Consider the following 23411-nt stretch of genomic DNA (forward strand, 5'->3'; position numbering starts at 1 on the left):
GGGCCGCGGCCCAGCCTCGCTTCTTTAATAGGAATAGGAGGCACGGCATGAGGAAACCACAAGGAACAGCGAGGCGAAGAATGCGGGAAAAGATACGATCTTGTCCCCTCCAAAAGGAGCAGGACGCCTACTTCCTAAGGGTGGACACCCGCAACTACCTAAGGTCCCTTCGGCTGGAGGACCGCAACTCGGTCTCTCGGGACGGGAAGGGTGCGCCTGGTGTGGCGATGGGTTCCTGAGATATCATAGGGTTTGATGCTTGTCACTACCAGGAGCGACAAAGAAGAGCTCATCTGCGTTGGCCTTATGTCTGGGACGTCGGTGGACGCTATAGACGTCGCCATCGTGGGCATTTCAGGGGCACCTCCGGACCTCCAAGTACGGCTCATATACTTCGAGGCCGTTCCCTACGACGAGGAGATCCGCCAGAGGATATTTCGTCTGTTCGACCCCGCGGCGACAGTCGCAGAGCTCTCCGACATGCACTTTGCACTTGGACACGCCTTCGCCGACGCGGTGCTCACCGTCTTCGGGCAGGCAGGTATAGAAACATCTCAGGTGGCGTTCATCAGCTCCCACGGCCAGACGGTGTATCATCATCCAGAGCCTACTCCGATCGGCCCCTACCAGGTCACATCCACCCTCCAGATAGGCGAGCCGGCGGTGATCGCCGAACGGACGGGCATCCCCGTGGTCTCCGACTTCCGTCCGCGAGATATGGCGGCAGGTGGGCAGGGAGCACCCCTTGTGCCGTTCGTGGACTACCTGCTGCTCTCCCACCCCAGCAAGGGGAGGATCGCCGCTAATTTCGGAGGCATCGCCAACATCACAGTCCTACCAGCAGGTTGTCCTCCTGAGCAGGTAATAGCCTTTGATACTGGCCCTGGCAACATGCTCATCGATGGCCTAGTGCGCCGGATAACGGACGGAAGGCTAAATTACGATCAGGATGGGGAGATAGCCCGCCAGGGGAGCGTGAGGCCAGAGATGCTATCCAAGTGGCTGAAGCACCCTTATTTTGATCAGCCTCCACCCAAATCCACGGGACGAGAGCTCTTTGGCGAGCGGTGCGTGCGAGAGTGGTGGGAGGAGGGCCAGCGCCTAGGCATCTCACCAGAGGACCTCGTGGCCACGGCCACCGAGCTCACGGTCCGCAGCTTCACCGAGGCGATCAGGAGGTTCGTGCTGCCAAGATACCGGATCGACGAGGTGATTGTGGGTGGTGGGGGAGCTCACAACCTAGCGATCATGGAGGGAATAGCGCGAGCATTGCCCGACCAGAGGGTGATGACCCAGGAGGCCACAGGCATCCCCAGCGACGCCAAGGAGGCGGTAGCGTTTGCCGTGCTGGGCTACGAGGCCCTGCACCTACGTCCCAACAACCTCCCATCCGCCACCGGCGCAAGACATCAGGTCATCCTGGGCAAGCTCACCCCAGGTGCTAGATATAACCTTCCTAAAGAGAAATAGATGGGAACGGGGGCTTGCGCCCCCGAGGTTAGCCCATGTGGGTGGTGTGCTCAGGCCGCACGACTATAACCACGCGCTCGTCGCCCGGCTGGTGCCAGGGGTACTCGTCGACGCCCAGGTACTTCTTGGCCATGGAGTTGATGAAGCTGCGATCGGGATCTTCGTCGATGCGGACCACCCTGCCGCGGATCTCCAGGTATCTGTAGGGGTTCTCGGGATCCACTATCGACAGGGCGATGCGGGGATCACGCAGCAGGTTGCGGTACTTCTGGCGGGCCTTCGTCTGGCTGAAGAGGATGTGCTCGCCGTCCCAGCCGAACCAGACGGGGTTCACCTGAGGCTCTCCCTTAGGACCGATCGTCGCTACGTGTGCCAGAGCCTTGCTCTCCAGCAGGTCCTTGTGGCTCTCGGGGATAACGGACCTCTGAACCTGAACAGACATATAAACCTCCTTGTTTTGTTAGGTTTTACAACTATACGCTAATATTAGTTTAGCAGCTAATTTATCCCCACCTCAAAAGGGTATTGATTTAGGCGTTGAGCTGTATTAGAATCCGGTATAGACCTCTATATCTATATACCAACATTTGGAGCATGCAGATGAGCGAGCACAGGACGCTCAAACTCAACGCCTTAGATAAGGAGAGCCCAGTGCCTCTCTACTATCAGCTGGCCGAGCTGATACGCGAGAGCATACTCGCAGGAGATCTTCAACCCGGCGACAAGTTACCTGGAGAGCGCGAGCTGAGCGAGCAGGCAGGTATCAGCCGCATGACAGCCAGGCAGGCACTTAGCTACCTAGTGCGCGAGGGCATAGTCACCGTACGTCCGGGGGTGGGGACGTTCGTGGCCGAGCCCAAGCGCACCCATCCAGTGCTGCACCTGCTGGGGTTCACCGAAGAGGTCCTCAGGCAAGGAGGCAGAGCGCACTCTCGAGTGTTGGAGCAGAGGATCATAGAGGCTCCCCCATACGTAGCCTCGGTGCTTGGTTTGGCAGAAGGAGATCTCGTGATCAAGGTCACAAGATTGCGGCACGCCAACGACGACCCCATCCTGCTCGAGACCACGTACGTGCCCCAAGCCTTGTGCCCAGGGCTGGAGGAGTACGACCTGAGCAACAGCTCGATCTACGGGCTGATGGAGTCGCGCTATGGCCTCACCATAGCCGGTGCCCATCAGACGGTAGAGGCCTCGGTGGCCAACGAGTACGAGCTCCAGCAGTTCGGCCTCACACGTCCTATAGGGGTCATCGTGATGGAGGGTGTAACCTACTCCGAGGACGGTAGAGCCGTGGAGTACTCCAAGGCCATCTACAGGGGAGACAGGGTGAAGTTCGAGGTGCAGAGCGAGCGCGCACGTCCCACTTCGGAAACGACCACTGCTGTGGTCAGTCTACTGGTCGAATAAGTATACAAACATCTAAGGAGGTTGCGGGGTGGAAAGAACCATAAGGATAGGTGTGATAGGATGCGGCAGTGTAGCCATGGGGGCCTACCTACCGTTGGTGCAGCGGCTGCAGCTGCAGAGGTACCCATTGGAGCTCGTGTACGCTTGCGACCTCGACGCCTCGAAGGCCGCCGCAGCCCAGGAGAAGTTCGGCATCAAACGCACGACGACCGATTTCGAGGAGGTGCTAGCCTCTGAGGAGGTGGATCTGGTGCTGGTGCTCACGGCCATGCAGGCGCACGGCAAGGTGGCCCGCGCTGCGCTGGAGGCCGGCAAGCACGTGCTGGTCGAGAAACCCATGTCAATGAACCTAGAGGAAGCTGCAGAGATCGTGCGGATCTCTGAATCCAGCAAAGGACTTCTCGTGTGCGCGCCGCACGTGATCCTCAGCGAGACCTTCCAGGAGATGTGGCGCCGGGTGCACGGAGGCGACGTGTGAAAGGTGCACCTAGCACGCGCCTTCTACGGCTGGGCAGGTCCGTTCTGGGGCAGGTGGTACTACCTCCCTGGGGGTGGCCCGTTGTTCGATCTGGGAGTGTACAACGTCACCTCCTTAACCGGCCTGCTGGGGCCTGCCAAGAGGGTGATGGCGATGAGCGGGATAGCCATCCCTAGCAGAGAAGTGGATGGTAAGCTGATCGACGTGCAGACCGATGACAACTTCCAGATCCTGATCGACTTCGGAGATGCCACCTTCGCGGTGGTCACCACGGGCTTCACCATCCAAAGATATAAGGTGCCGGGGATAGAGCTCTACGGTACCGAGGGCACCATCCAGATGATCGGCGAGGACTGGAACCCACAGGGCTATGAGCTTTGGCGCAACGCCGACGGTTGCTGGAGGGTGTACGAGCAGCGCTCTCTCTGGCACTGGACAGACGGCCTCAGACACCTGGTGGAGTGCATCTTGGAACACAGAGCCCCCATCATCAGACCGCAACACGCTTACCACGTGCTGGAGATTATGGTCAGGGCTATGGAGTCCGGTCGAGATGGCACCGCCAAGGAGATAGAGAGCAGCTTCGAGCCACCGAGGTTCGATCTCGAACACGAGACGGTAGCCGCTCACCTAAGACACGATCCTACGAGGGAAGAATGAGCTACGTGCAATCACCGCGCCCAAGATACGATGCCCCTACCTACATCCCGTCCAACGCCGCGGTTCGCCATCTGTGGGGCGACGAGGTCTCTGGAGAGGTAGCAGACCGCATCTACGTCTCCAGCGATCTAATACATCAGCTGGTCTTCACTCTGCCTCCGGGTGGGGCATTCAGGCACTCGGCGGACTACAGGACGATATTCGCAGCAGACGAGGTGTACTACGTGCTCTCCGGCACGCTGGTGCTGTCCAATCCCGAGAGGGGAGAGGTACACCTGCTGCACCCAGGCGAGTACGCCTTCTTTCGCAAGGATACGTGGCACCATGGCTTCAGCTACGGTGAGACGGAGCTATCGGTGCTGGAGATCTTCGCCCCTCCACCAGCGCAGGGCACGTCCAGCGCCTACGCCCGCACGAAGGACCTCCTGCAGAGCCCGAGCTACTCCCAGGACGACCTTATAGGGTGCTGGCCTATGGCCCAGGACGTGGCCAGGAGCCGCAGCAGCATACGGATCATAAGGGAGCCCGATCTGCTGTGGAGGCTGGAAGGCAAGCACGGGCAGCTGCTGCTGGGTATAGCAGTCTCCACCGAGCACCTTACGGTTGGCACGGGGTATCTGCTGCCGGGCAAGCGCTCGGAGATGCACTCACACGGCGGTGATGAGATCATCTACCTGCTATCGGGGCAGATGAGCGTCAGGTCCTTCCATAAAGGCGATCAGGTCTGGGCGGAGCTGAGTCCTGGAGATGCCTTCTACGTACCACAGGGTTGCCCGCATCAGTACTACAACTTGTCGGGCACCCAAGCCAGGTTCATCTTCGGAGTCGCACCTTCGTATCTGCCGGACGAGGAGAGGCCATGAGTGGGGGAGAGGTAGCCATAGGGATAGACGTGGGAGGCACGAAGATAGCCGCGGGACTAGTGGAGATCACCAGCGGCAGGGTCCTATCCATGTACAGGGTGCCTACGGAGCCCGAGAGGGGCGGGGAGGCAGTGCTCCGGAAATGCTTGGATTTGGCGGGGAGGTTGGCCGAGGAGGCCTTGGCGGCGGGGACATGCCTTGCGGGGATCGGAGTGGGAGTCCCGGAGCTTGTGAGCCTCGAGGGCTCTATAACCAGCAACCAGACGATCGACTGGCGAGGCGTGCCCGTCGCCGAGTCCTTCGGCCGTATCGCACCTGCGGGCGTGGAATCCGACGTGCGTGCGGCAGCGCTCGCCGAGTCCACATACGGAGCTGGCAAAGAGTGCTTCAGCTTCCTGTACGTGACGATAGGCACCGGCATCAGCTGCACACTCGTGCAGGGTGGACTCCCCTACCGGGGAGCCAGGGGCAACGCCCTGGTGCTGGCTAGCGGCAAGCTCACGTGCTGGTGCGAGCGCTGTGGTGGGTTGGCGGTCACGGTGGTGGAGGAGTTCTCCTCAGGGCCCGCGATGGCGCGCAGGTACGCTGACCTGACAGGTGACTCGGCAGCCACCTCTGAGAATGTGTTGGCGCTGGCGGAGGCGGGCAATGCGACTGCTAGAGCAGTCGTCGTCAGCGCAGCTGAGCTGGTGGGTGGGGCAATAGGTTTCGCGGTCAACATCCTGGACCCCGAGATCGTGGTGATAGGCGGTGGGCTGGGCACGGCCGGAGGTACTTACTGGGCACACATGGTGAGGTCCACGCGAGAGCATATTTGGAGCGAGCAGACACGTAACCTGGAGATCTTGCGCTCCGAGCTGGGAGAACACGCGGGCTTGATAGGGGCCGCTCTTTTGGGCTGGCGAGCAGGACGTTCGCACGGCGTGGGCCATGAGGAGGATAGATGGTGGGTAGGGTCAAGTTAGCACTATTGGGATGCGGGGACGTGGCACAGCGAGATTACCTACCGGAGATGCACAGGTTGGCTGGTAGAGTGGAGCTGGTGGCCGTGTGCGGCAGATCCTCCGAGAGAGCAAGGCATGTCGCGGCCATATACGGCATCCCCCGTTGGTACACAGACTACAAACAGATGCTCGAGGAATCGGATGCCGACGCAGTGCTCAACCTGACCCCCATCCAGATGCATGCAGAGATCACACTCGAGTGTCTCCTAGCTGGCAAGCACGTCTACTCAGAGAAACCGGTGGCCACGGATCTGGAGGATGCGATGAGAATCCGGGAGGAGGCTTCCAAGAGAGGGCTCGTTGTGGTGTGTGCTCCATCGGTAATGCTCTTCCCGCAGGTTAAATACGTCCAGAGGCTGCTAGAGCGGGGAGCAGTGGGAGAAGTTCACCTGGTACACGCCCATGGGTACGGAGGCGTGCCTCCCTGGAGGGGCTATACCTCTGATCCCACCCCATTCTTCGCACCGGGTGGAGGTCCACTCATGGATATGGGCGTGTACCCACTGCACGTGCTCACGGGACTCTTTGGCCCAGTGAGGATGGTCGCAGCCATGAGCCATAGATCGCGCGAAGCTTTCGTGGTTGATGATGGCCCGTTCGCGGGCAAGCTGGTGCCCATAGCGGTGGACGACTGCTGGGAGTTGGTGCTGGAGATGGCGGTGGGGGTAACAGCAGTGGTGAGCGCCAACAACTGCGTAGTGGATACTCACTCTCCGGAGATGGAGATCTATGGGCTGGACGGAACGATAGGGCTAAGCCTCCTGGATGTATCAGCACCCGTCGCTCTCCTGCGCAGGGGTGGAGGGTGGGAGAGCCTCAAGGTGGATCATGGAGGCAGAGCGCAAGGGCCAGATCACCTGTTAGGAGTAGAGCACCTGGTGGACTGCATCACCAGCAATACTCCGCCCACCCTTAGCTTACAACAAGCTATTCACGTACTGGAGGTGATCAAAGGAGCAGAGAGATCCGCAGCAAGTGGACGTACGCAACAGATATTGTAAGGGCGTGAGGCAAACGGAAGACTCTTAGCAGTTCTCGATAGGAGGAAGGAGCACATAACATGTGGCAGGAAAAGTACTCTCTCACGATGAGCCGACGTAGGTTCATATCCCTGATCGGGGTCGGCAGCACAGCGCTGCTGATCTCAGCATGCGGGTCCAGGGCCCCCACTTCGACCCCGGCGACGGGCAGTACCTCAGAGCAGAAGGTAAAGCTCTCTTTCTGGCTACCGGGAGGCTCAGACACCTACTTTAAAGCCCACCAAGAGATAGCGAAGAAGTACGAGAGCGAGCATACGAACGTGGACGTCGAGGTCACTCGATACACGGGTGATCAGAGCTTCGTGGAGGTGTTGCTTGCGCGCATAGCAGCTGGCAACCCACCTAGCGCCACGGTGATATGGGACACTCCAGTGGCGCTCGGAGTTCGAGGGTCGCTGCTGGAGCTGGACGCGATGATGGCCACCTCGCAGAACTGCCAGGCGGATAACTGGCCCGCGGCGATCCTTGCCAGCTGCCAGTTCGGGGGCAAGACGTATGGCCTACCGGTCACGGCGGGCACCTACGGCATGTGGTACAACCAAGAGCTATTTGAACAGAAGGGGGTGCCATCCGACCCGTCCAAGTTCCCTAAGACCTGGGACGATATGAGACAGCTATCCAAGGAGTTCACCCGATGGCAAGGCGATAAGCTGGAGACCGCTGGCTTCGTCCCCATACCTGATCCCTACGTTCTCCCCATATGGTCAGCGCTCAACGGTTCCCAGATCTACGACGCAAAGAACCAAAAATACACCATAGACTCCGAGAACAACATCCAAATGATGGAGTACTTTCTCTCATGGCTTGACGAGGAGTACAAAGGAGATATCCAGAAAGTCCAGAACTCGGGCGCTTGGGGAGGTTATCCCGGCAGCAAGGGCCAGCCCCCAGCTTTCCAGACCGGCAGGTTGGCCATGATGCTCGAAGGCAGTTGGATGATGGGCGACTTCTATGCGTTCGGGCAGGCCAAGCTCAAGAGGTGGAACGTAGCCTACATCCCCGTTGGCCCTAGCGGCAGCAAGCAGGTCTCCGGCTACTGGCCCAACTGGCTGGCGATACCGAAAGGCTCCAACAACCCAGAGGAGGCATTCAAGTACCTGGACTTCATGAGCGTGGAGGGCGTGCAAGACTGGTTCGCTGCAGTGCCGGACATGCCCACCAACAAGAAGGTCCCCAAGAACTTGGTGCCGAAGGTCGTGGTGGAGAAGCGAGGGGATGCATTCGCCAAGCAGGTAATGGACTTCTTCCGGAAGCAGCAGGAGATCGCCACTCCGATGTGGGACTCACCAATACAGAGCTTTGCCATAGATCAGCTTCAGAGGGCCATAGAGCGCATCATGCGCAAAGCCGCCAAGCCCAAGGATGCCCTTGCCGAGGCCCAGAAGGCTTGCCAGGCCGAGCTGGAGAAGACCCTCAAGGGCTAGATCTGGCGAGGGGGAGAGATATGGTCATTAAATTACGTCATCGCTCCTATAGTCCCCTACGAAGGCGAGAGGCTTACGCCGGTCTGCTCTTCGTGCTGCCCTGGATAGCGAGCCTGCTGGTCTTCACCAGCTATCCAATAATAGCTGCCTTCTACTTCTCCTTTACCAGATACAACATCATAGAACCACCAAAGTGGGTGGGGCTCGAGAACTATAGAACTATGTTCTCGAACGATCCCTACTTCTGGATCTCGGTCAAGAACAGCCTCTACTACGCACTCGTATCTGTGCCGCTCAGCCTGGTAATAGCACTCCTGCTGGCGCTGCTCCTGAACGCCAACACCCGGTTTATAGGCATGTACCGCACGCTGTTCTACCTTCCAGCCCTCGTGCCACCCGTTGCGGGCACGATCGTGTTCATCCTTATGTTTAGCCCCGAGGGAGGACTGCTCAACAGCCTCCTAAGGATGGTGGGGCTGCCGGAGGTGGGGTGGCTGACCGACCCCCGCTGGTCCAAGCCAGCGCTGATCATCCTGAGCCTCTGGGGTGTGGGGACGAGCGCCCTCATCTTTCTCGCGGGATTAAAGGAGGTACCCAGGGTGCTGTTGGAGGCCGCGGAGATCGATGGCGCAGGAGCATGGCAGAAGTTCCGGCACGTCACCGTGCCGTTGCTCTCCCCGGTCATCCTGTTCAACCTGGTAATGGGAGTGATCTACTCCTTCCAGGTGTTCACGCCGGCGTTCGTGATCGGTGGCACTACGGGTGAGCCGCTGGACTCCACGCTGATGTTCATGGTACTGATCTACCGCAACGCTTTCCGCTACTTCTCCATGGGCTACGCCTCGGCTCTCGCCGTGATCCTGTTCCTGGCAGTGCTGTTCGTGACCTTGGTGATCTTCCGCTCAGCCAGGGTGTGGGTGTACTACGAGGGAGGGGAGAGATAGATGCAACTAGCACGTCGAGAGGCAACAAGCACCACCGTCGCCACCAGAAGAGGGCTGATCGGCAGGAGGCAGATGAAGGCGCTCCTGAGGCACCTGTCGCTAATAATGGTCTCAGCCATCTTCATGCTGCCCTTCTATTGGATGATCATATCGGCCCTCAAGGACAACGCTCAAATCTTCGCACAACCCATAAAGTGGTGGCCGGATCCCGTCCGCTGGGACAACTTCACCAGAGCCATGACTTACCCTGGTTTCCCCTACTTCCGCATGCTCTGGAACAGCATCTACTACTCCGGCCTCGTCACACTGGGGACAGTCGTCTCTAGCGCGGCCGTGGGGTACGGGTTTGCGCGCCTGCGTTTTCCAGGAAGGGGGTTGCTGTTCACCATCACCGTCTCCACGCTCATGATCCCCGCGATCGTTACATTCATCCCTACTTACGTCCTGTTCAAAGCGCTAGGCATGATAGGCACCTACGCCCCCCTGATCGTGCCCCGCTTCTTGGGTGATGCGTTCTTTATTTTCATGCTCAGGCAGTTCTTCCTGGGCATACCTTGGGAGCTTTCCGAAGCTGCCAAGGTGGACGGCGCTGGAGAGTTCAGGATCTTCTGGCAGATCATGCTGCCCATGGTCAAGCCGGCGCTGATGGTCACCGCCGTGTTCACCTGCCTGTACACCTGGCATGACTTCTTCGGGCCACTCATATACCTGTCGGACCCCAACAAGTACCCGCTAAGCCTGGGTCTGTTCGCGTTCAAGGCCCAGCGTACCACGGATTGGGATCTGCTCATGGCAGCTTCGACCTTGGTCACGCTGCCCTTGATCGTGCTGTTTGCGTTCACCCAGCGCTACTTCCTGGAAGGCATCACCATGACTGGTATCAAGGCCTAATTTTCATGGAGGTTTCTAACATGCCACAGAAAATCAAAGCAGGACTCATCGGGTGTGGCGCCCTATCGCTGATGGGCATACTACCCCAGATCACGCAGCCGGATGCCAGGGAGAGGCTAGAGCTGCTGGCGGTATGTGACGTGGTGGAGGAACGAGCGCGTGGGACGGCAGAGGCCTTCGACGTGCCGCTGTACTTCAGCGATCCCGGTGAGCTGATCGCCTTGCGAGACATCGACCTGGTGATCGTGGCCACACCCATCCCGTTCCACTACGAGCTGGCGATGCGCGCGCTCCAGGCCGGCAAGCACGTCTACGTCCAGAAGACGATGGCGACGACGTACAGAGAGGCCTCCGAGATGGTGCGCACCGCTCGCAGGTTGGGCCTAAAGCTCGCGGCCGCGCCCGGGCAGATGCTATCGCCCTCCATACGCAAGATGAGGGAACTCGTGACGAACGGCGCACTGGGCAAGGTCTACTGGGCATGGGGGAGCACCGGTGGTTGGGGGCACGACTACGAGCCCCAGCGGCGAGGCGAGGACGTGCTCCACTCAGTGGATCCCACTTGGTACTACAAAGCCGGTGGAGGTCCCCTGGTGGACGTCACGGTCTACGTCCTCCACAGCTTGACGGGCATACTGGGACCCGCGCTGCGCGTGGCGGCGATGAGCGGGATAGCAGTTCCGACACGTCAATGGAGGGACAAGACCATACAGCTGGAGGTGGACGACAACAGCCTGCTGATGCTGGATTTCGGCGACTCCACGTTCGCTGTGGCTGGGGGCCACAGCTGCATGACCGGCAGGCTGGTCACATGGGGATCGATGGGCATATACGGCTCCGAGGGGGCTATAGAGACCTTGGAGATAGAGCCCTTGTCGGGCCACCCCAGCAGGCTGTACATAACCTCCAGCCACGGACTTGCTGAGATCGGGGGCGAGAGGGACGGGGAGTACAGACCTAACACCTGGCTGCCCTACGTGGATGCACGTCACGCCGCCATACCTGAGCCCCATGTCTACGCTGATATCATGCATCTCGTAGACTGCATCATTGAGGACAAGGAGCCCCTTCCCTCCGGGGAACACGCCGCACACGTGGTGGAGATCATCGAGAAGGGCTACGTCGCAGCGCACACAGGCAGGACACAGAACCTGGAGAGCACTTTCAACCTACCTTAACAGGAGAGGACGATGACGAGGAATCCACTGGAGATCATAAGGCATCAGGGCTACATCCTAGGCGATGGAGGCTACCTCATCGAGCTGGAGAGGAGAGGATACGTCCAGAGCGGCTCGGACCGAGAGAAGGTGGGTACGGGCAAGGGCAGTGGGCAGTACACCCCGGAGGTGGCTATAGAACACCCGGACGCACTGAGGGAGCTGCATATGGAGTTCCTAATGGCTGGGTCGCAGGTACTGCAAGCGCTGACGTTCTTTGCCACCAGGGAGAAGCTCTCGCGAGCGGGCTATGGTCCGCAGACGGAGGCGATAAACATAGCGGCGGTGCGCATCGCCCGGGAGGTGGCTGGAGAGCGTGCTTTGGTGGCCGCTTCGGTGGCCCGCACGCAGCTCTTTGAGCGCGAGGGACCGGCGGCCGCTGAGCACGCCCGGGACCTCATAGCCGAGCAGATACGCATCCTTACAAGCGCGGGCGTGGATTTCCTTATCCTGGAGACCTTCTTCCACCTGCAGGAGATGCTCATAGCGCTGGAGTGCGCTCGCGACTGCGGACTCCCGGTTATGGCCACTATGAGCTTCAGGCCCAAGACCACTGAGAGCTCGGACGGTTACACACCCGAGGAATGCGCCCGCGCGATGGTGGATGCTGGAGCTGATATAGTCGGGGCCAACTGCGAGCAGGAGCCAAGCAGGATGCTGCCCATAGTGCTGCAGATGAGGGAGGCCGTAGACGTGCCTATAGCCGCCCAGCCGGCGGCTTTCAGGACCTCGGACGCTACCCCTTGTTTCACGCGCATGCCCCAGTTCCCCGACGATCTGGAGACCATCCAGGTATCCAGGCGAGAGTTCGCCGACTTCGCTAATCACGCACTGGCACATGGCATACAATACATAGGCGGTTGCTGTGGCGCAAACGCCGCCTACATTCGGGCCATGTCCAAAGCACTCTCTCGTGCTCGCACAACGGTCTGACCTTTTCTGGCAAAATACTATCATCAGATCGAGGAGGATATATGGCAAGGATCAAGCTGGCCTACATAGGTGGGGGTAGCACGCGTGCTCCAGGCACGATGGCCTCTTTCATCCACCAAGGCGAGAACTTCGACGGCTCAGAGGTCGTGCTGGTCGACCTCAACGAGGAGCACCTGGAGATCGTGCGCAAGATAGCAGAGAAGATGGCGCGCAACCGTGGCCTCGACATCAAGGTAAGCACCACAACCGACAGAAGGGAGGCCTTAGTCGACTGCGATGCCGTGCTCACCAGCTTCAGGCCTGGGGGCTTCGAGGCCCGATACATCGACGAGAGCGTGCCGCTCAAGCACGGGGTGATAGGTCAGGAGACGCAGGGCCCTGGAGGCTTCTTCATGGCGCTAAGGACCATCCACGTCATGCAGGGGATAGTCCGGGACATGGAGGAGCTGTGCCCCAACGCCTGGTTGATCAACTACACCAACCCCATAAACATAGTGTCCGAGGCGGTCACCCACCACAGCGAGATCCGCACGGTGTCCCTGTGCGAGGGCCCTATAATATTCCCGCGGCACATAGCGGAGATCGCGGGGCTCGATCCAGACAAGGTGGATGCAGTCATGATCGGCCTCAACCACGGCTGCTGGAGCATCAAGCACCTCTACGACGGCCAAGATATGATCCCCCTACTCAAGGAGGCCTACGAGCGCATGAGGGATGACCCATCCGCCGACGTCCACGGCCTGCGGATGCTCAAGCTGACCGCGCTCATGGAGTCCATACCTGCCTATTACTTCCAGTACTACTACTTCAAGGACGAGGTGCTCGAGGAGCTCCGCAACAAACCCACGACGAGAGCGCAGGACATCATGAGCTGGGTGCCGGACTACTGGCAGCACTACCGGGAGCAGGCAGAGGCCGAGGATCCTCAGCTCGATCCTTCTAGGTCGCGCGGAGGCATCCACGAGCTGGAGCTGGCCATAGACGTCATGGATGCCATATTCAACCGAAAGGATGAGGTGTGGCCGGTGAACGTGCCCAACAACGGCGCCATCGCTGATTTCCCCGACGACCTGGTGGTGGAGGTGCCGGGCAGGGTAAATGCTCAAGGCATACAACCCATACCACAGGGGGCTATGCCCAAGCACGTGTCCGGCCTCGTCAAGATGCTGGGGGAGTACCAGGCGCTGGCCGCGGAGGCGGCGTGGAGCGGGACCCGAAAGGATGCCATCAGGGCGCTGGCGAGCAACCCACTCTGCTTCTCTCTGGAGAAGGCTGAGCGCATCTACGACGAGATGGCCGCGGCGCTAAGGGAATACCTACCTGAGCGTCTGCTGAGGTAAGGGCATGAGGTTGGTGATCGCAAGAGACGCTGAGGAAATGCACGAACTGGCCACGGAGTTGGTGGCCTCAGAGATACGCTCCAAACCAAATGCGGTCGTGGTGCCAGCCATGGGCAACACCCCAATGGAGACCTACCGCCGACTGGCGGAGCTGAGGCAAGAAGGGCAGCTCGACACCTCCAGCCTGCGGGTCTGCCAGCTGGACGAGTACTTGGGCGTGTCGGATGACGATCCCAGATCCCTCTACGGCTGGCTGCGGAGGTCCTTCCTGGATCCACTGGGCATACCTCCCTCCAGGGTAAACCGCTTCCACGGGGATGCGTGCGATATCGAACGCGAGTGCCAGGAGTACGACAGGACCGTCGAGGCATGGGGAAGCTACGACCTGGTGATATTGGGCCTAGGGCCCAACGGCCACCTGGGGTTCAACGAGCCCCCCTCGGACAGTACATCGCCCACGCGGGCCGTCGAGCTGACGGAGGCCAGCCTCCTGAGCAACGCCACCTACTGGGGGGGCGTAGACCGAGTACCACGCGGGGCGCTGACGGCAGGGATGACCCAGCTCCTTGCAGCGCGCAAGATACTCCTGTTGGTCTGTGGACGACACAAGAGGGAGATACTCCATAGAGCCCTCAGCGGGCAGATGACACCCGAGGTGCCAGCATCGTTCTTGCAGGCACTCCCACAGGTAACAGTGCTGGCAGATCGGGATGCTTGGGGGAGATAGGTTTATGGGCTACGTGCTCGGGGTGGACGGGGGCAACTCCAAGACTGTGGCGCTCGTGGCCGACCTGGAGGGCCACATCCTCGGCAGCGGGCGCTCGGGCTGCAGCGATATCTACGGTGCGCCTTCGGAGCAAGCTGCGCTTGCGGAGCTGGATTTAGCCGTTGAGAGGGCGCTTGAGAGCGCTGGTGTGGCGGCGGGCTCCCTGGTAGCTGGCGTCTTCTCCCTGGCCGGAGCCGACTGGCCCGAGGACTTCGAGCTGCTCGAGGCACACGTGCGCTCTCGTGGATACGGACAGATGGTCAGCGTCTACAACGATGCCATAGGCGCGCTCAGGGCAGGATCCCCAGATGGCACCGGCGTCTCGGTGGTCTGCGGAACCGGCATGGCCATAGGCGCCCGCAGCGCGGGGGGCAGGATCTGGCACACCAGCTTCTGGCAGGAGCCCCAGGGCGCACAGGAGCTAGGGCACAAAGCCCTGCGCGCGGTGATGCGCGCCGAGCTGGGGATAGACCCTCCCACCGTCCTAAGGGAGAAGCTGCTGGCGCACTTCGGAGAGGAGTCCGTGGAGGCCTTCCTGCATGCCCTCACCGCCAGGGGCAGCCGTCGCAGGTACAACCTGGGGTCCTTCGCCAGGGTCCTGCTCGATACCGCGGTCGAGGGAGATCCCACGGCCCTCAGGATCGTTCTCGAGCATGGGAGATCGATCGGAGACTACGCATTGGCCGCCGCCCGCAAGGTCGAGATCGACCAAGAACCTTTTTACCTAGTACTTGCTGGTGGCGTGATCAGACATCCATCCAAGCTGGTGGCCCAGGCCATCATCGACAGAGTACTGGAGAGCGACCCTGACGTGCGACCAGTCTTCAGCAGGTTCGAGCCGGCAGTGGGAGCACTCCTGTTAGCCTTGGAGCAAGCAGGGGTGCTGATCAACCCTCTGGTGATCGAGGCAATCACCTGCTCACTGCCTCCAGCATCGCTGTTCGAGACATAAGCCCCAAGAGCCTATACCCACACAGGCTATATGAGGCCACCTTCTGTTTCCCCTATAGACGTGCTCCCCTTCTCTGGACCTAGATACTCCAACTCTTACCGCATTCTTATGTAGCCCTGACGATGCTCAGAAGCATGGGGCCTATCCTAATAACAGATCGATGACCGATCCATACCAAGCTCTCAAGGAGGCGATAGATGTCGAACACACGACGGCGCAACAAGCTCGTAGGTAGGGTAAGCGTGCTGCTGGGAACGTTCACCATGATGGGAGCTTTTCTAACGGCAACAACGAAGGCCTCCATCGACGACAAACTCCACGCAAACACCTCAGGGAGCCAGAACACACCCACGGTGGTAAACATACCTAGTTCTGGGCAGGGTATCAGCTCCACGAGCCTACAGGCAATCCCTGACTTCAGGACCAGGAGCTCGTAAGAGGTCTTGAGGATGGATAGATAGCAATATGAGCACAGGAGGTAGAGATGCAGGAGGTAACTAGAACCTTCAGGGCCATGAACACGGAAGTGCAGTTGAGGATCTTAGCTGGCGACGTTGAAGAGGCTCAACAGTATATACAACAAGTCGTAGCACTGTTCGGTGCAGTCGAGAGAAGGTTGAGCCGCTTCCTGCCCGATTCGGAGCTCTGGGCACTCAACGCAGCTGCTGGCAGACCGTTCCGAGCATCCAAGATGTTATTCGATGTGGTCCAAGCAGCAGTGGCAGCAGCCAGGGTAACGGACGGTATATTCGATCCCACAGTGCTACCATCGCTGATGGCCGCGGGCTACGACCGCAGTTTCGAGCTCCTAACAGGATCACAGGACCAAGAGGCCACATTGTCAACCGTCTCTAAGGCAGGCTGCTGGCGAGACATCAGTATGGACCCAGACACCAATACAATAACGCTCCCACCAGGCAGCGCTATAGACCTTGGAGGCATAGGCAAGGGATGGGCGGTAGATAGGGCCGTGGAGATCCTATCCGATTGGGTAAGTTTCGGCATCGACGCCGGTGGCGACCTGTACGTAGGTGGGAGCAAGCAAGGGCGCCCTTGGCTCATCTCGGTCGTCAACCCCAGGTTCCCCAACCGTGACCTCCTGACTCTAGGTCTTGAGGAGAGGGCAGTAGCCACCTCCAGCATAATGCAGCGGCGTTGGCTCCGAGGAGGAGAAGTCATGCACCACATCATAGATCCACGTACAGGTCTACCAGCTCAAACACACGTCGTCTCCGCTACAGTGATCGATGACTCGGTCACAAGGGCAGAGGTGCTGGCCAAATCGGCTATCATCCTAGGAGAGGAGCGGGGCATTCAACTAATCGAGGACGCCGGGGCGGATGGCGTGCTAGTGTTGGCCAACAACGACTATATTATGACAACTAATCTATCGGAGATGGTCTATGGGTAAACTGAAGTCTGCCGCTTTATGGTTAGTACTCTTCGCGCTCGGGATGTTGGTTGTATCATGGACTGTTGAGGGAGCAGTCGGCGGCACAACCAACATACCCTGGTATATCAGCAGAGCTGCGGGGCTAAGCGCCTACGTACTGCTATGGCTCAACATAGCCCTTGGGCTGGTGATACGCGATGGCGCCAGCACGGGCACCTTGCCCAGGTGGAGACTATACGACCTGCACCAATTCACCGCTCCCCTGGGTCTAGGCCTGCTAGCCCTGCACGTGAGCTCGCTGCTGTGGGACAGCTATGTAGGCTTTAGCCTACCACAGCTAGTGGTACCGATGCTATCCGCCTACAGACCCATACAGGTCACACTCGGCATATTGGCGATGTACTTGTTGCTGGTGATAACGCTGAGCTCCTACCTGGAACATAGAATCGGCCACAGAACTTGGCGCATACTCCACTACCTGAGCGTGCCAGCCTATATATTGTCGCTGTATCACGCGGTGCTCTCAGGCACCGACAGCAGAAATCCATGGGCAGTGGCTCTGTACTTGATCAGCTTCGTGATCCTAGCCTATCTCGCTAACAGGCGCTTTCGGTTCACCTCCGATCGCAGAAAGCAAGTTGTCGGGAGAGCGTGATGGGCTCAAACTCCAACGAGAGCATCGATCGGTGACGAAGATGCCTAAGGTAGACATGCCTAAATCGCTGCGGGCCCGCTTGACCACCTGGCATCTACTGGTGCTAGGTGCGGCACTGATCTTGTTCAGCTGCGTGCTCTACAGCCTGCTGTCAAGAAACCTCTACAGTCAGGTGGACCAATCACTGGTCGAGAGGGCATCCCAGGTAAGTAGGGCCATCGACCGGAGCGACAGGTTCCATAGCACAGGAGAGGCGATAGATATTCCACCACCGGACACATTTGCCTTCGCAGATACGTTCGTACAGATATCCGACGCTCATGGCCACGTACTGGCATCTTCCGATGCGCTGGGCAGCAAGTTGATGCCTTTGGAAGGCCAGGAGGTCAGCCAGAGTATCCCTCATTTCAGGACGATCGTGCTGGCTGGAGAGAGCGTACGGGTCTACACCACTCCCGTGGTGCTAGATAATGGTACCTTGTTGGTGGTCCAGGTGGGCAGAAGCTTGATGGGAGTAGAAGGCACGCTGCAGGCAGTAAGGCTGCTGGCTTTGGCGTGCTTCTTGATCGTGATGCTCGTGTCTGGGTTGGTAGTATCGGCCATGGCGAGGTCTGCCCTGTGGCCGCTGGCACAGTTGGTGGCCACGGCACAGGCGGTGGCTCGCTCTGGCGATCTCTCCAAGAGGGTGCAGGTGAAGTACGCACACGACGAGGTCGGCAGGCTGGCAACCACCTTCAACCAAATGCTGGATAGATTGCAGGCCTCTGATAGGCACCTACGAGAGCTGCTAGCCTCGCAACGCAGGTTCGTGGCAGATGCTTCCCATGAGCTGCGCACCCCTCTTACAAGCATCAGGGGGAATGCTGCGATGCTAAGACAGGTACCCCACATGTCGGAGGAGGACAAAGCAGCAGCGTTGGCCGAGATCCACGACGAGGCAGAGCGCATGAGCAGGCTGGTCAACGACCTGCTGACGCTTGCCAGGGCCGACGGTGGGATAGCTCTGAGAAGGGAGGTGGTCGATCTGGCTCAGATAGTGGAGGCCGGTGTCGCCCAAGCAGCACGCATGGACGGCAACAAGGAGCTATCGGTCGCTGAACTTCAGCCCATCCAAGTATGTGGTGACCCCGATGCACTACGCCAGCTGCTGCTGATCCTCCTGGACAATGCCCTAAAGTACACTCCTGCCGGGGGTAGCATCGAGGTGAGGCTGGAGGGGAATGCTTCCGAAGCCAAGGTCGAGGTCAGGGATACAGGCATCGGCATATCTCCCGAGCACCTGCCGTACATCTTCGACCGGTTCTACCAAGCAGACCCAGCACGCAGCAGCGGTGGCAGCGGGTTGGGGCTGTCGATCGCGCGATGGATCGTCGAGGCGCACGGAGGCCATATCGATGTGAACAGCACACCAGGATGTGGGTCGACGTTCACAGTACACTTACCTATATATAGCACCGAGTTGCCAGCATACAAGAATTCCTTGCAACTATCATCACGCTCTAACAGCTAGCGCAAATGTGGGCTGCAACTGTTCATCCCCAATCCGAGCACACCGCTGGGCTGATACTCCCAGGCGTGCCTGCACCGCCTGCAGATTCCCCTAGATCTCAGGCCGGCGGCAGAGACCACGCTCGCACCACCAGCGTAGAGGTATTTAGCGCACTGGGGAGGTGGGCACAAATAACGGACCTTCTTGATGCCTAGCGCCTGACCACCCTTACCAGCCCTCCTATGGCCAGGCACACCCCCGACAACTTGAGGATCGCCTTCAGGTTGTGGGTGCCGTCCTGCTTATAGATCCTCTCAGGAAAGCTGCTGTCTTCCGGCAGTCGGCCGCTCAGTGCCAGGTCCACCACTTCTGCGAGGTGCAACGCACGTCTGTGGGTACCCTGGGCTATCTGCTCCCTGCAGCTGAAGCCGTCGGCAACGATGATCGTCGAGGGGGCGGCCTTGCGCACCGCAGGCAGCAGGACCCTCTCCCCGGCGCACACCGAGACCTCGTAGTGCTCGCCTGATTCGAACCCGAAGGCCCCTGCCATGCCACAGCACCCTGAAGGCAGTACGTCGAACTCCACGCCCATCCTCCCTAGCACCTCACGCTCGTCGCTCATCCCCATGATCGCCTTGTGGTGGCAGTGGCCGTGGACAAGAGCCTTGCGCTCCAGCTTGGGCATCTGCCAATCCGACGCTCTCTTCTGCAGGAACTCGGAGAGCAGGTAAGTCTGCTGGCTGAGCCTTTGGGCGTCTTTGTCCTTCGGGAACAGGTTAGTGAGCTCGTCGCGAAACACAGATGCACAGCTGGGCTCGAGCACCACCACAGGCGTGCCGGCCTGTATCTCCTCCTCCAAGGCCTCGAGGATCTGCCGCAGCTGCCGCTTGGCCAGATCCAGCATGCCCCAGTCGTATAGGGGCCTACCGCAGCAGAGCGATCTCCTGGGTACCTCTACCTGGAAGCCTGCGGCCTCGAGCACGCGCACTGCAGCCTTCGCGGTCTCCGGCATGAAGTAGTTGTTGAACGTGTCGGCCCACAGGATGACCTTGCCCTTATGCCCACGAGATCCGTTGCGCGAGAGGAACCAGGACTTGAACGTCTGCGGGGCAAAGGGCGGGAATCGTCGTCTTGAGTCTATACCGCCCACAAGCTTGCACAACCTGCCCAATACCGGGGCGCGTAGCAGTAGATTGACCACGTCTGGCGCAAGGGTCGCTAGCCGAGCCCACCAGTAGATCAAGCCCATGGAGTAGGCAGCACGGGGTCTGAGTCTACCCTCGTAGTAGTGGGAGAGGAACTCCGCCTTGTAGGTTGCCATATCCACGCTCACCGGGCAGTCGGACTTACAGCCCTTACAAGCTAGGCACAGGTCCAACGCCTCCCTGACAGCCTCGCTCTTCCATCCTTCCGATACAGGATTACCTTGCAGCATCTCGAACAGCAGCCTGGCCCTGCCCCGAGTGGCGTGCATCTCCTCCCGAGTCACCATGTAGCTCGGGCACATGGTATCATCGTCGGGGTCGTTGCTCCCGTGTCGTCGACACTTGCCAACACCCACGCAGCGCAGTGCTGCCTTGGAGAAGTCCCCGTCGTCGCCCACGAAAGCAAAGTGCGTTCGCACCGAGGGCGGATCGTAGTGGGGACCGAGCCTCAGGTTCTCATCGAGCCGGTAAGGGTCTACCACCTTGCCGGGATTCATCTTGCCCTCTGGATCCCATATCGCCTTGAACTCCTGGAAGGCTTCCACTAACTCCTTGCCAAACATCTTCTCGAGCAGCTCCCCCCTGGCCTGCCCATCACCATGCTCACCCGAGAGCGAGCCCCCGTAGCTCACCACCAGGTCAGCGGCTTCGTAGATGAACTCCCTGAACTTCCGCACGCCATCGGCCGACTCCAGATCGAAGTCCGTGCTGGTATGCAAGCAGCCCTGCCCGAAGTGGCCGTAAAGCGAGCCATCGTAGCCGTACTTGTCCAGCAGCTTCCTGAAATCGCGCAGGTAGTCTCCTAGCTTCTCAGGTGCAACCGCCGAGTCCTCCCATCCCGGCCACTCCATGCGCGTGGTGCCAGGGATAAAGGTAGTGGCTCCCAGACCAGCCTCGCGCACCAGCCACATCTGGCGTTCCTCATGGGGATCATCGAACAGCTTCATGCTGGGAGAGGGTGACAGCTTCCGTAGGGCCCCCATCATCTCCCTAGCTCTGGTATCCGACTCTTCTTTGTCCTTACCACCGAACTCCACCAGCAGCCAGCCATGCCCCTTGGGCAGCAGCTTGATGCTGTCGGGGTGCAACCCCTGCATGAGGGAGTAGTCTATGAGCTTCTCGTCCAGACCCTCAAGAGCTATGGGGTCGTGCTCTAGCACGTCCGGCACATGGTCGGCGGCCGTGAAGACGTCCTCAAAACCTAGCACCACGAGGGTACGAGCCGGCGGGCTATCCACAAGCCTTAGCTTGGCATGCAGCACGGTCACGCAAGTGCTCTCGCTGCCCACCAGCGCCCGAGCCACGTTGAAGCCGTGCTCGGGCAGCAAGTGCACTAGGTTGTACCCCGACACCCTGCGGGGGATGTCGGGGAAGCGCTCGCGTATGAGGTCCGCGTATCTGTCCCGCAGGTCCCTGAGGGCCGCGTAGATCTCCCCGCGCCTACCGCCCTCGCTGATGATCTGCTCCAGCTCGGTTTCGCTGGTGGGGCCCACCCACATGCGCAGCCCGTCGTAGGTCAATATCTCCAACGCCTCCACGTTGTCATCGGTCTTGCCGGCCATCACTGAATGGACGCCACAGGAGTTGTTGCCTATCATACCTCCCAGCGTACAGTGGTCGTGAGTGGCTGGATCCGGGCCAAAGGTAAGGTGGTACCTCTCGGCGGCATCGCGCAGCTCGTCCAGGACGATCCCTGGCTCCACCACAGCGTACCGCTTGTCCGGACGGAGCTCCAGCAGCCGGTTGTAGTGCTTGGACATGTCCATGACTACCGCCACGTTGCAACACTGGCCTGCCAAGCTGGTACCCCCTCCCCTGGATAGGATCGGCACCCCGTACCGCCTGCAGGCCGCCACCGTCTCGACCACGTCCTCAGCTGATCGGGGCAACACCACGCCCAGGGGCACCTGCCGGTAGTTGGATGAGTCCGTGGCGTACAGCGCTCTGCTGCCGGCATCAAACCTCACCTCGCCGCTGATGCGCGAGGCGATCTCGTCGCTCAGAGATCGCAGATCATCCTGGGTAAGGTACAACATCTACACAGTCTCCTTTCCTACTGTATGCCTAGCCCACCACCAGCCAATCGACGGCCCTGGGTAGCGGCTGCGACAGCATCTGACAGCCCGTGGGCATCACGAGGACGTTGTCGTTGAGGCGTATCCCCCATTGCTCCTCCATGTAGGCCGCCGGCTCTACGTTGTGGGTCATGCTAGCTTGCAACACGTCTACCGAAGCGGGGTGTAGTCTGGGGCGAGCCGAATGGTTGATGGCTTGCAACCCAACCCCATGCCCCAGCCCGTGTCGAAAAGCCTCCGCAAGTCCGGCATCTCTCAGAACTCGCCTAGCGACCGCATCTACCGACCTGCCCTCTCGTCCCGAGCCGATAGCTTGCAGCGCCTCCCACTGCGCGCGCAGGCAGGCACCGAGCACCACCTCGCACCGACGCGAGATGTCCCCCACGAAGAACGTACGCGTGAGCTCCGCCCAGCAACCCCCAACACATACCTCCATCTGCACCAGCACCGGATCGCCGCGCTGGAGCATGCGGGCGGAGGTGGTGTTGTAGGCCCTGTACGCCAGGGCCGAGCGCTCACCTGACATCACGTGCACGTGAGCCGATACATGCTTCTCAGGATGATCCCTGCGCCCTGCGGTGATCATCGCCGCCACGGCCGCTGCCTCCACATCCGCCTCCGTGACCCCTGGCAGTATCGCCGACCGAGCTGCACGGAAACCAACGACAGCGAGGGCCGTGGCCTGGCGCATCAGCTTAAGCTCGTGCTGCGTCCTGAAAGACGACAACGCGTCCAACATAGGGGTGGCGTCCACGAGGCTGGCCTCCGGGCGCAGCTGGCTCAACAGATCCACGGTCGCCCGCCCCGGAACCCCGACTTGAGTGTAAGGAGATGTTATCGGGTAATGCCCACCTTCATAGCCCAACACGCACCGTGGGCCCAGAGCAGCAGAGATAAGGAGCAGCTGCAGACACTCCCTGACCGCCTGCAGGGTATCTTGTATACGGGAACCAGACTCCTCGCTGAAGGTGCGCACATCATCGGCAGCGCCCTCGGGCACCAGGTCGCGCTCGTCCTCAGGCACAGCCAGCAGCACCTGCAGCCTGCCACCTGTATCCAGCCTTACTAGACAGAGGGAGTTTCCCAGCACCGGTAGATAACCGGTGAGCATGAAGACGTGCTCCGGTATCCTGCACAGCAGGGCATCATACCCAAGGCGACTCATCATCTCTGCCGCCTGAGTAGCTCGCTCACTATCCATATCC

At 60.0% G+C, this 23411-nt stretch carries 24 protein-coding genes; 21 read left to right on the top strand and 3 right to left on the bottom strand.

What is annotated here, in order from left to right; translation table 11 throughout:
• Both N2245_RS13950 and N2245_RS13955 read left to right on the top strand, forming a co-directional pair.
• A partial coding sequence (locus N2245_RS13950) for a hypothetical protein (RefSeq protein ID WP_494537311.1) occupies nt 1–239 on the top strand: 239 nt, incomplete at its 5' end.
• A gap of 16 nt (nt 240–255) precedes the next feature.
• Complete coding sequence (locus tag N2245_RS13955; protein ID WP_494537312.1) at nt 256–1470, top strand: anhydro-N-acetylmuramic acid kinase; 1215 nt, start codon at nt 256–258, stop codon at nt 1468–1470.
• 28 nt (nt 1471–1498) lie between these two features.
• On the opposite strand, the gene N2245_RS13960 is transcribed toward N2245_RS13955, so the two are convergent.
• Nucleotides 1499–1912: a PPOX class F420-dependent oxidoreductase gene (locus N2245_RS13960; RefSeq protein ID WP_494537313.1), complete on the bottom strand. Its 414-nt coding sequence runs from the start codon at nt 1910–1912 to the stop codon at nt 1499–1501.
• Nucleotides 1913–2070: 158 nt separating this feature from the next.
• On the opposite strand from N2245_RS13960, the gene N2245_RS13965 reads away from it, so the two are divergent.
• The 19 genes from N2245_RS13965 to N2245_RS14055 all read left to right on the top strand — a co-directional run bounded on the left by N2245_RS13965 (nt 2071) and on the right by N2245_RS14055 (nt 19141).
• A complete protein-coding gene (locus N2245_RS13965) occupies nt 2071–2877 on the top strand; it encodes a GntR family transcriptional regulator (RefSeq protein WP_494537314.1) in 807 nt (268 codons plus the stop codon).
• Between the two features lie 28 nt (nt 2878–2905).
• Nucleotides 2906–3355, top strand: a complete 450-nt coding sequence (locus N2245_RS13970; protein WP_494537315.1) for a Gfo/Idh/MocA family protein — start codon at nt 2906–2908, stop codon at nt 3353–3355.
• 3 nt (nt 3356–3358) lie between these two features.
• The gene (locus N2245_RS13975; protein ID WP_494537316.1) at nt 3359–4015 is read left to right on the top strand and encodes a Gfo/Idh/MocA family protein; all 657 of its coding nucleotides are present in this window, start codon (nt 3359–3361) and stop codon (nt 4013–4015) included.
• Entirely contained in the window at nt 4012–4878 is an 867-nt protein-coding gene (locus N2245_RS13980; RefSeq protein WP_494537317.1) for a cupin domain-containing protein, read from the top strand. The genes N2245_RS13975 and N2245_RS13980 overlap by 4 nt, the downstream gene beginning before the upstream one ends.
• Nucleotides 4875–5843: an ROK family protein gene (locus N2245_RS13985; protein WP_494537318.1), complete on the top strand. Its 969-nt coding sequence runs from the start codon at nt 4875–4877 to the stop codon at nt 5841–5843. Before N2245_RS13980 ends, N2245_RS13985 begins: the two co-directional genes overlap by 4 nt.
• Nucleotides 5822–6883: a Gfo/Idh/MocA family protein gene (locus N2245_RS13990; RefSeq protein ID WP_494537319.1), complete on the top strand. Its 1062-nt coding sequence runs from the start codon at nt 5822–5824 to the stop codon at nt 6881–6883. Before N2245_RS13985 ends, N2245_RS13990 begins: the two co-directional genes overlap by 22 nt.
• 59 nt (nt 6884–6942) lie before the next feature.
• Complete coding sequence (locus N2245_RS13995) at nt 6943–8346, top strand: ABC transporter substrate-binding protein (RefSeq protein WP_494537320.1); 1404 nt, start codon at nt 6943–6945, stop codon at nt 8344–8346.
• 20 nt (nt 8347–8366) lie between these two features.
• Entirely contained in the window at nt 8367–9290 is a 924-nt protein-coding gene (locus N2245_RS14000; RefSeq protein WP_494537321.1) for a carbohydrate ABC transporter permease, read from the top strand.
• On the top strand, nt 9291–10181 hold the full coding sequence (locus N2245_RS14005) for a carbohydrate ABC transporter permease (RefSeq protein WP_494537322.1): 891 nt from the start codon (nt 9291–9293) through the stop codon (nt 10179–10181).
• Nucleotides 10067–11359, top strand: coding sequence for a Gfo/Idh/MocA family protein (locus N2245_RS14010; RefSeq protein WP_494537323.1), 1293 nt, complete (start codon nt 10067–10069; stop codon nt 11357–11359). Before N2245_RS14005 ends, N2245_RS14010 begins: the two co-directional genes overlap by 115 nt.
• Nucleotides 11360–11371: 12 nt before the next feature.
• Nucleotides 11372–12331: a homocysteine S-methyltransferase family protein gene (locus tag N2245_RS14015; protein ID WP_494537324.1), complete on the top strand. Its 960-nt coding sequence runs from the start codon at nt 11372–11374 to the stop codon at nt 12329–12331.
• 41 nt (nt 12332–12372) lie between these two features.
• Nucleotides 12373–13671 carry a family 4 glycosyl hydrolase gene (locus tag N2245_RS14020; RefSeq protein ID WP_494537325.1) on the top strand — a complete coding sequence of 433 codons (1299 nt, stop codon included), beginning with the start codon at nt 12373–12375 and terminating at the stop codon, nt 13669–13671.
• Nucleotides 13672–13675: 4 nt separating this feature from the next.
• A complete protein-coding gene (locus tag N2245_RS14025) occupies nt 13676–14398 on the top strand; it encodes a 6-phosphogluconolactonase (protein ID WP_494537326.1) in 723 nt (240 codons plus the stop codon).
• Nucleotides 14399–14402: 4 nt separating this feature from the next.
• The gene (locus N2245_RS14030) at nt 14403–15389 is read left to right on the top strand and encodes an N-acetylglucosamine kinase (RefSeq protein ID WP_494537327.1); all 987 of its coding nucleotides are present in this window, start codon (nt 14403–14405) and stop codon (nt 15387–15389) included.
• 197 nt (nt 15390–15586) lie between these two features.
• Nucleotides 15587–15826, top strand: coding sequence for a hypothetical protein (locus N2245_RS14035; RefSeq protein WP_494537328.1), 240 nt, complete (start codon nt 15587–15589; stop codon nt 15824–15826).
• A 47-nt stretch (nt 15827–15873) separates the two neighbouring features.
• On the top strand, nt 15874–16800 hold the full coding sequence (locus N2245_RS14040) for an FAD:protein FMN transferase (RefSeq protein ID WP_494537329.1): 927 nt from the start codon (nt 15874–15876) through the stop codon (nt 16798–16800).
• On the top strand, nt 16793–17437 hold the full coding sequence (locus tag N2245_RS14045; RefSeq protein WP_494537330.1) for a ferric reductase-like transmembrane domain-containing protein: 645 nt from the start codon (nt 16793–16795) through the stop codon (nt 17435–17437). The genes N2245_RS14040 and N2245_RS14045 overlap by 8 nt, the downstream gene beginning before the upstream one ends.
• A 40-nt stretch (nt 17438–17477) precedes the next feature.
• Entirely contained in the window at nt 17478–18947 is a 1470-nt protein-coding gene (locus tag N2245_RS14050) for an ATP-binding protein (protein ID WP_494537331.1), read from the top strand.
• Nucleotides 18948–18952: 5 nt separating this feature from the next.
• The gene (locus N2245_RS14055) at nt 18953–19141 is read left to right on the top strand and encodes a hypothetical protein (protein ID WP_494537332.1); all 189 of its coding nucleotides are present in this window, start codon (nt 18953–18955) and stop codon (nt 19139–19141) included.
• Here the strand turns inward: N2245_RS14055 and N2245_RS14060 are convergent.
• Entirely contained in the window at nt 19138–22167 is a 3030-nt protein-coding gene (locus N2245_RS14060; RefSeq protein WP_494537333.1) for an FAD-binding and (Fe-S)-binding domain-containing protein, read from the bottom strand. The two genes, N2245_RS14055 and N2245_RS14060, sit on opposite strands and share 4 nt — an antisense overlap.
• Nucleotides 22168–22195: 28 nt before the next feature.
• A complete protein-coding gene (locus tag N2245_RS14065; RefSeq protein ID WP_494537334.1) occupies nt 22196–23407 on the bottom strand; it encodes a M24 family metallopeptidase in 1212 nt (403 codons plus the stop codon).
• Nucleotides 23408–23411 lie beyond the last annotated feature (4 nt).

Source organism: Thermobaculum sp. T2p, assembly GCF_059335935.1.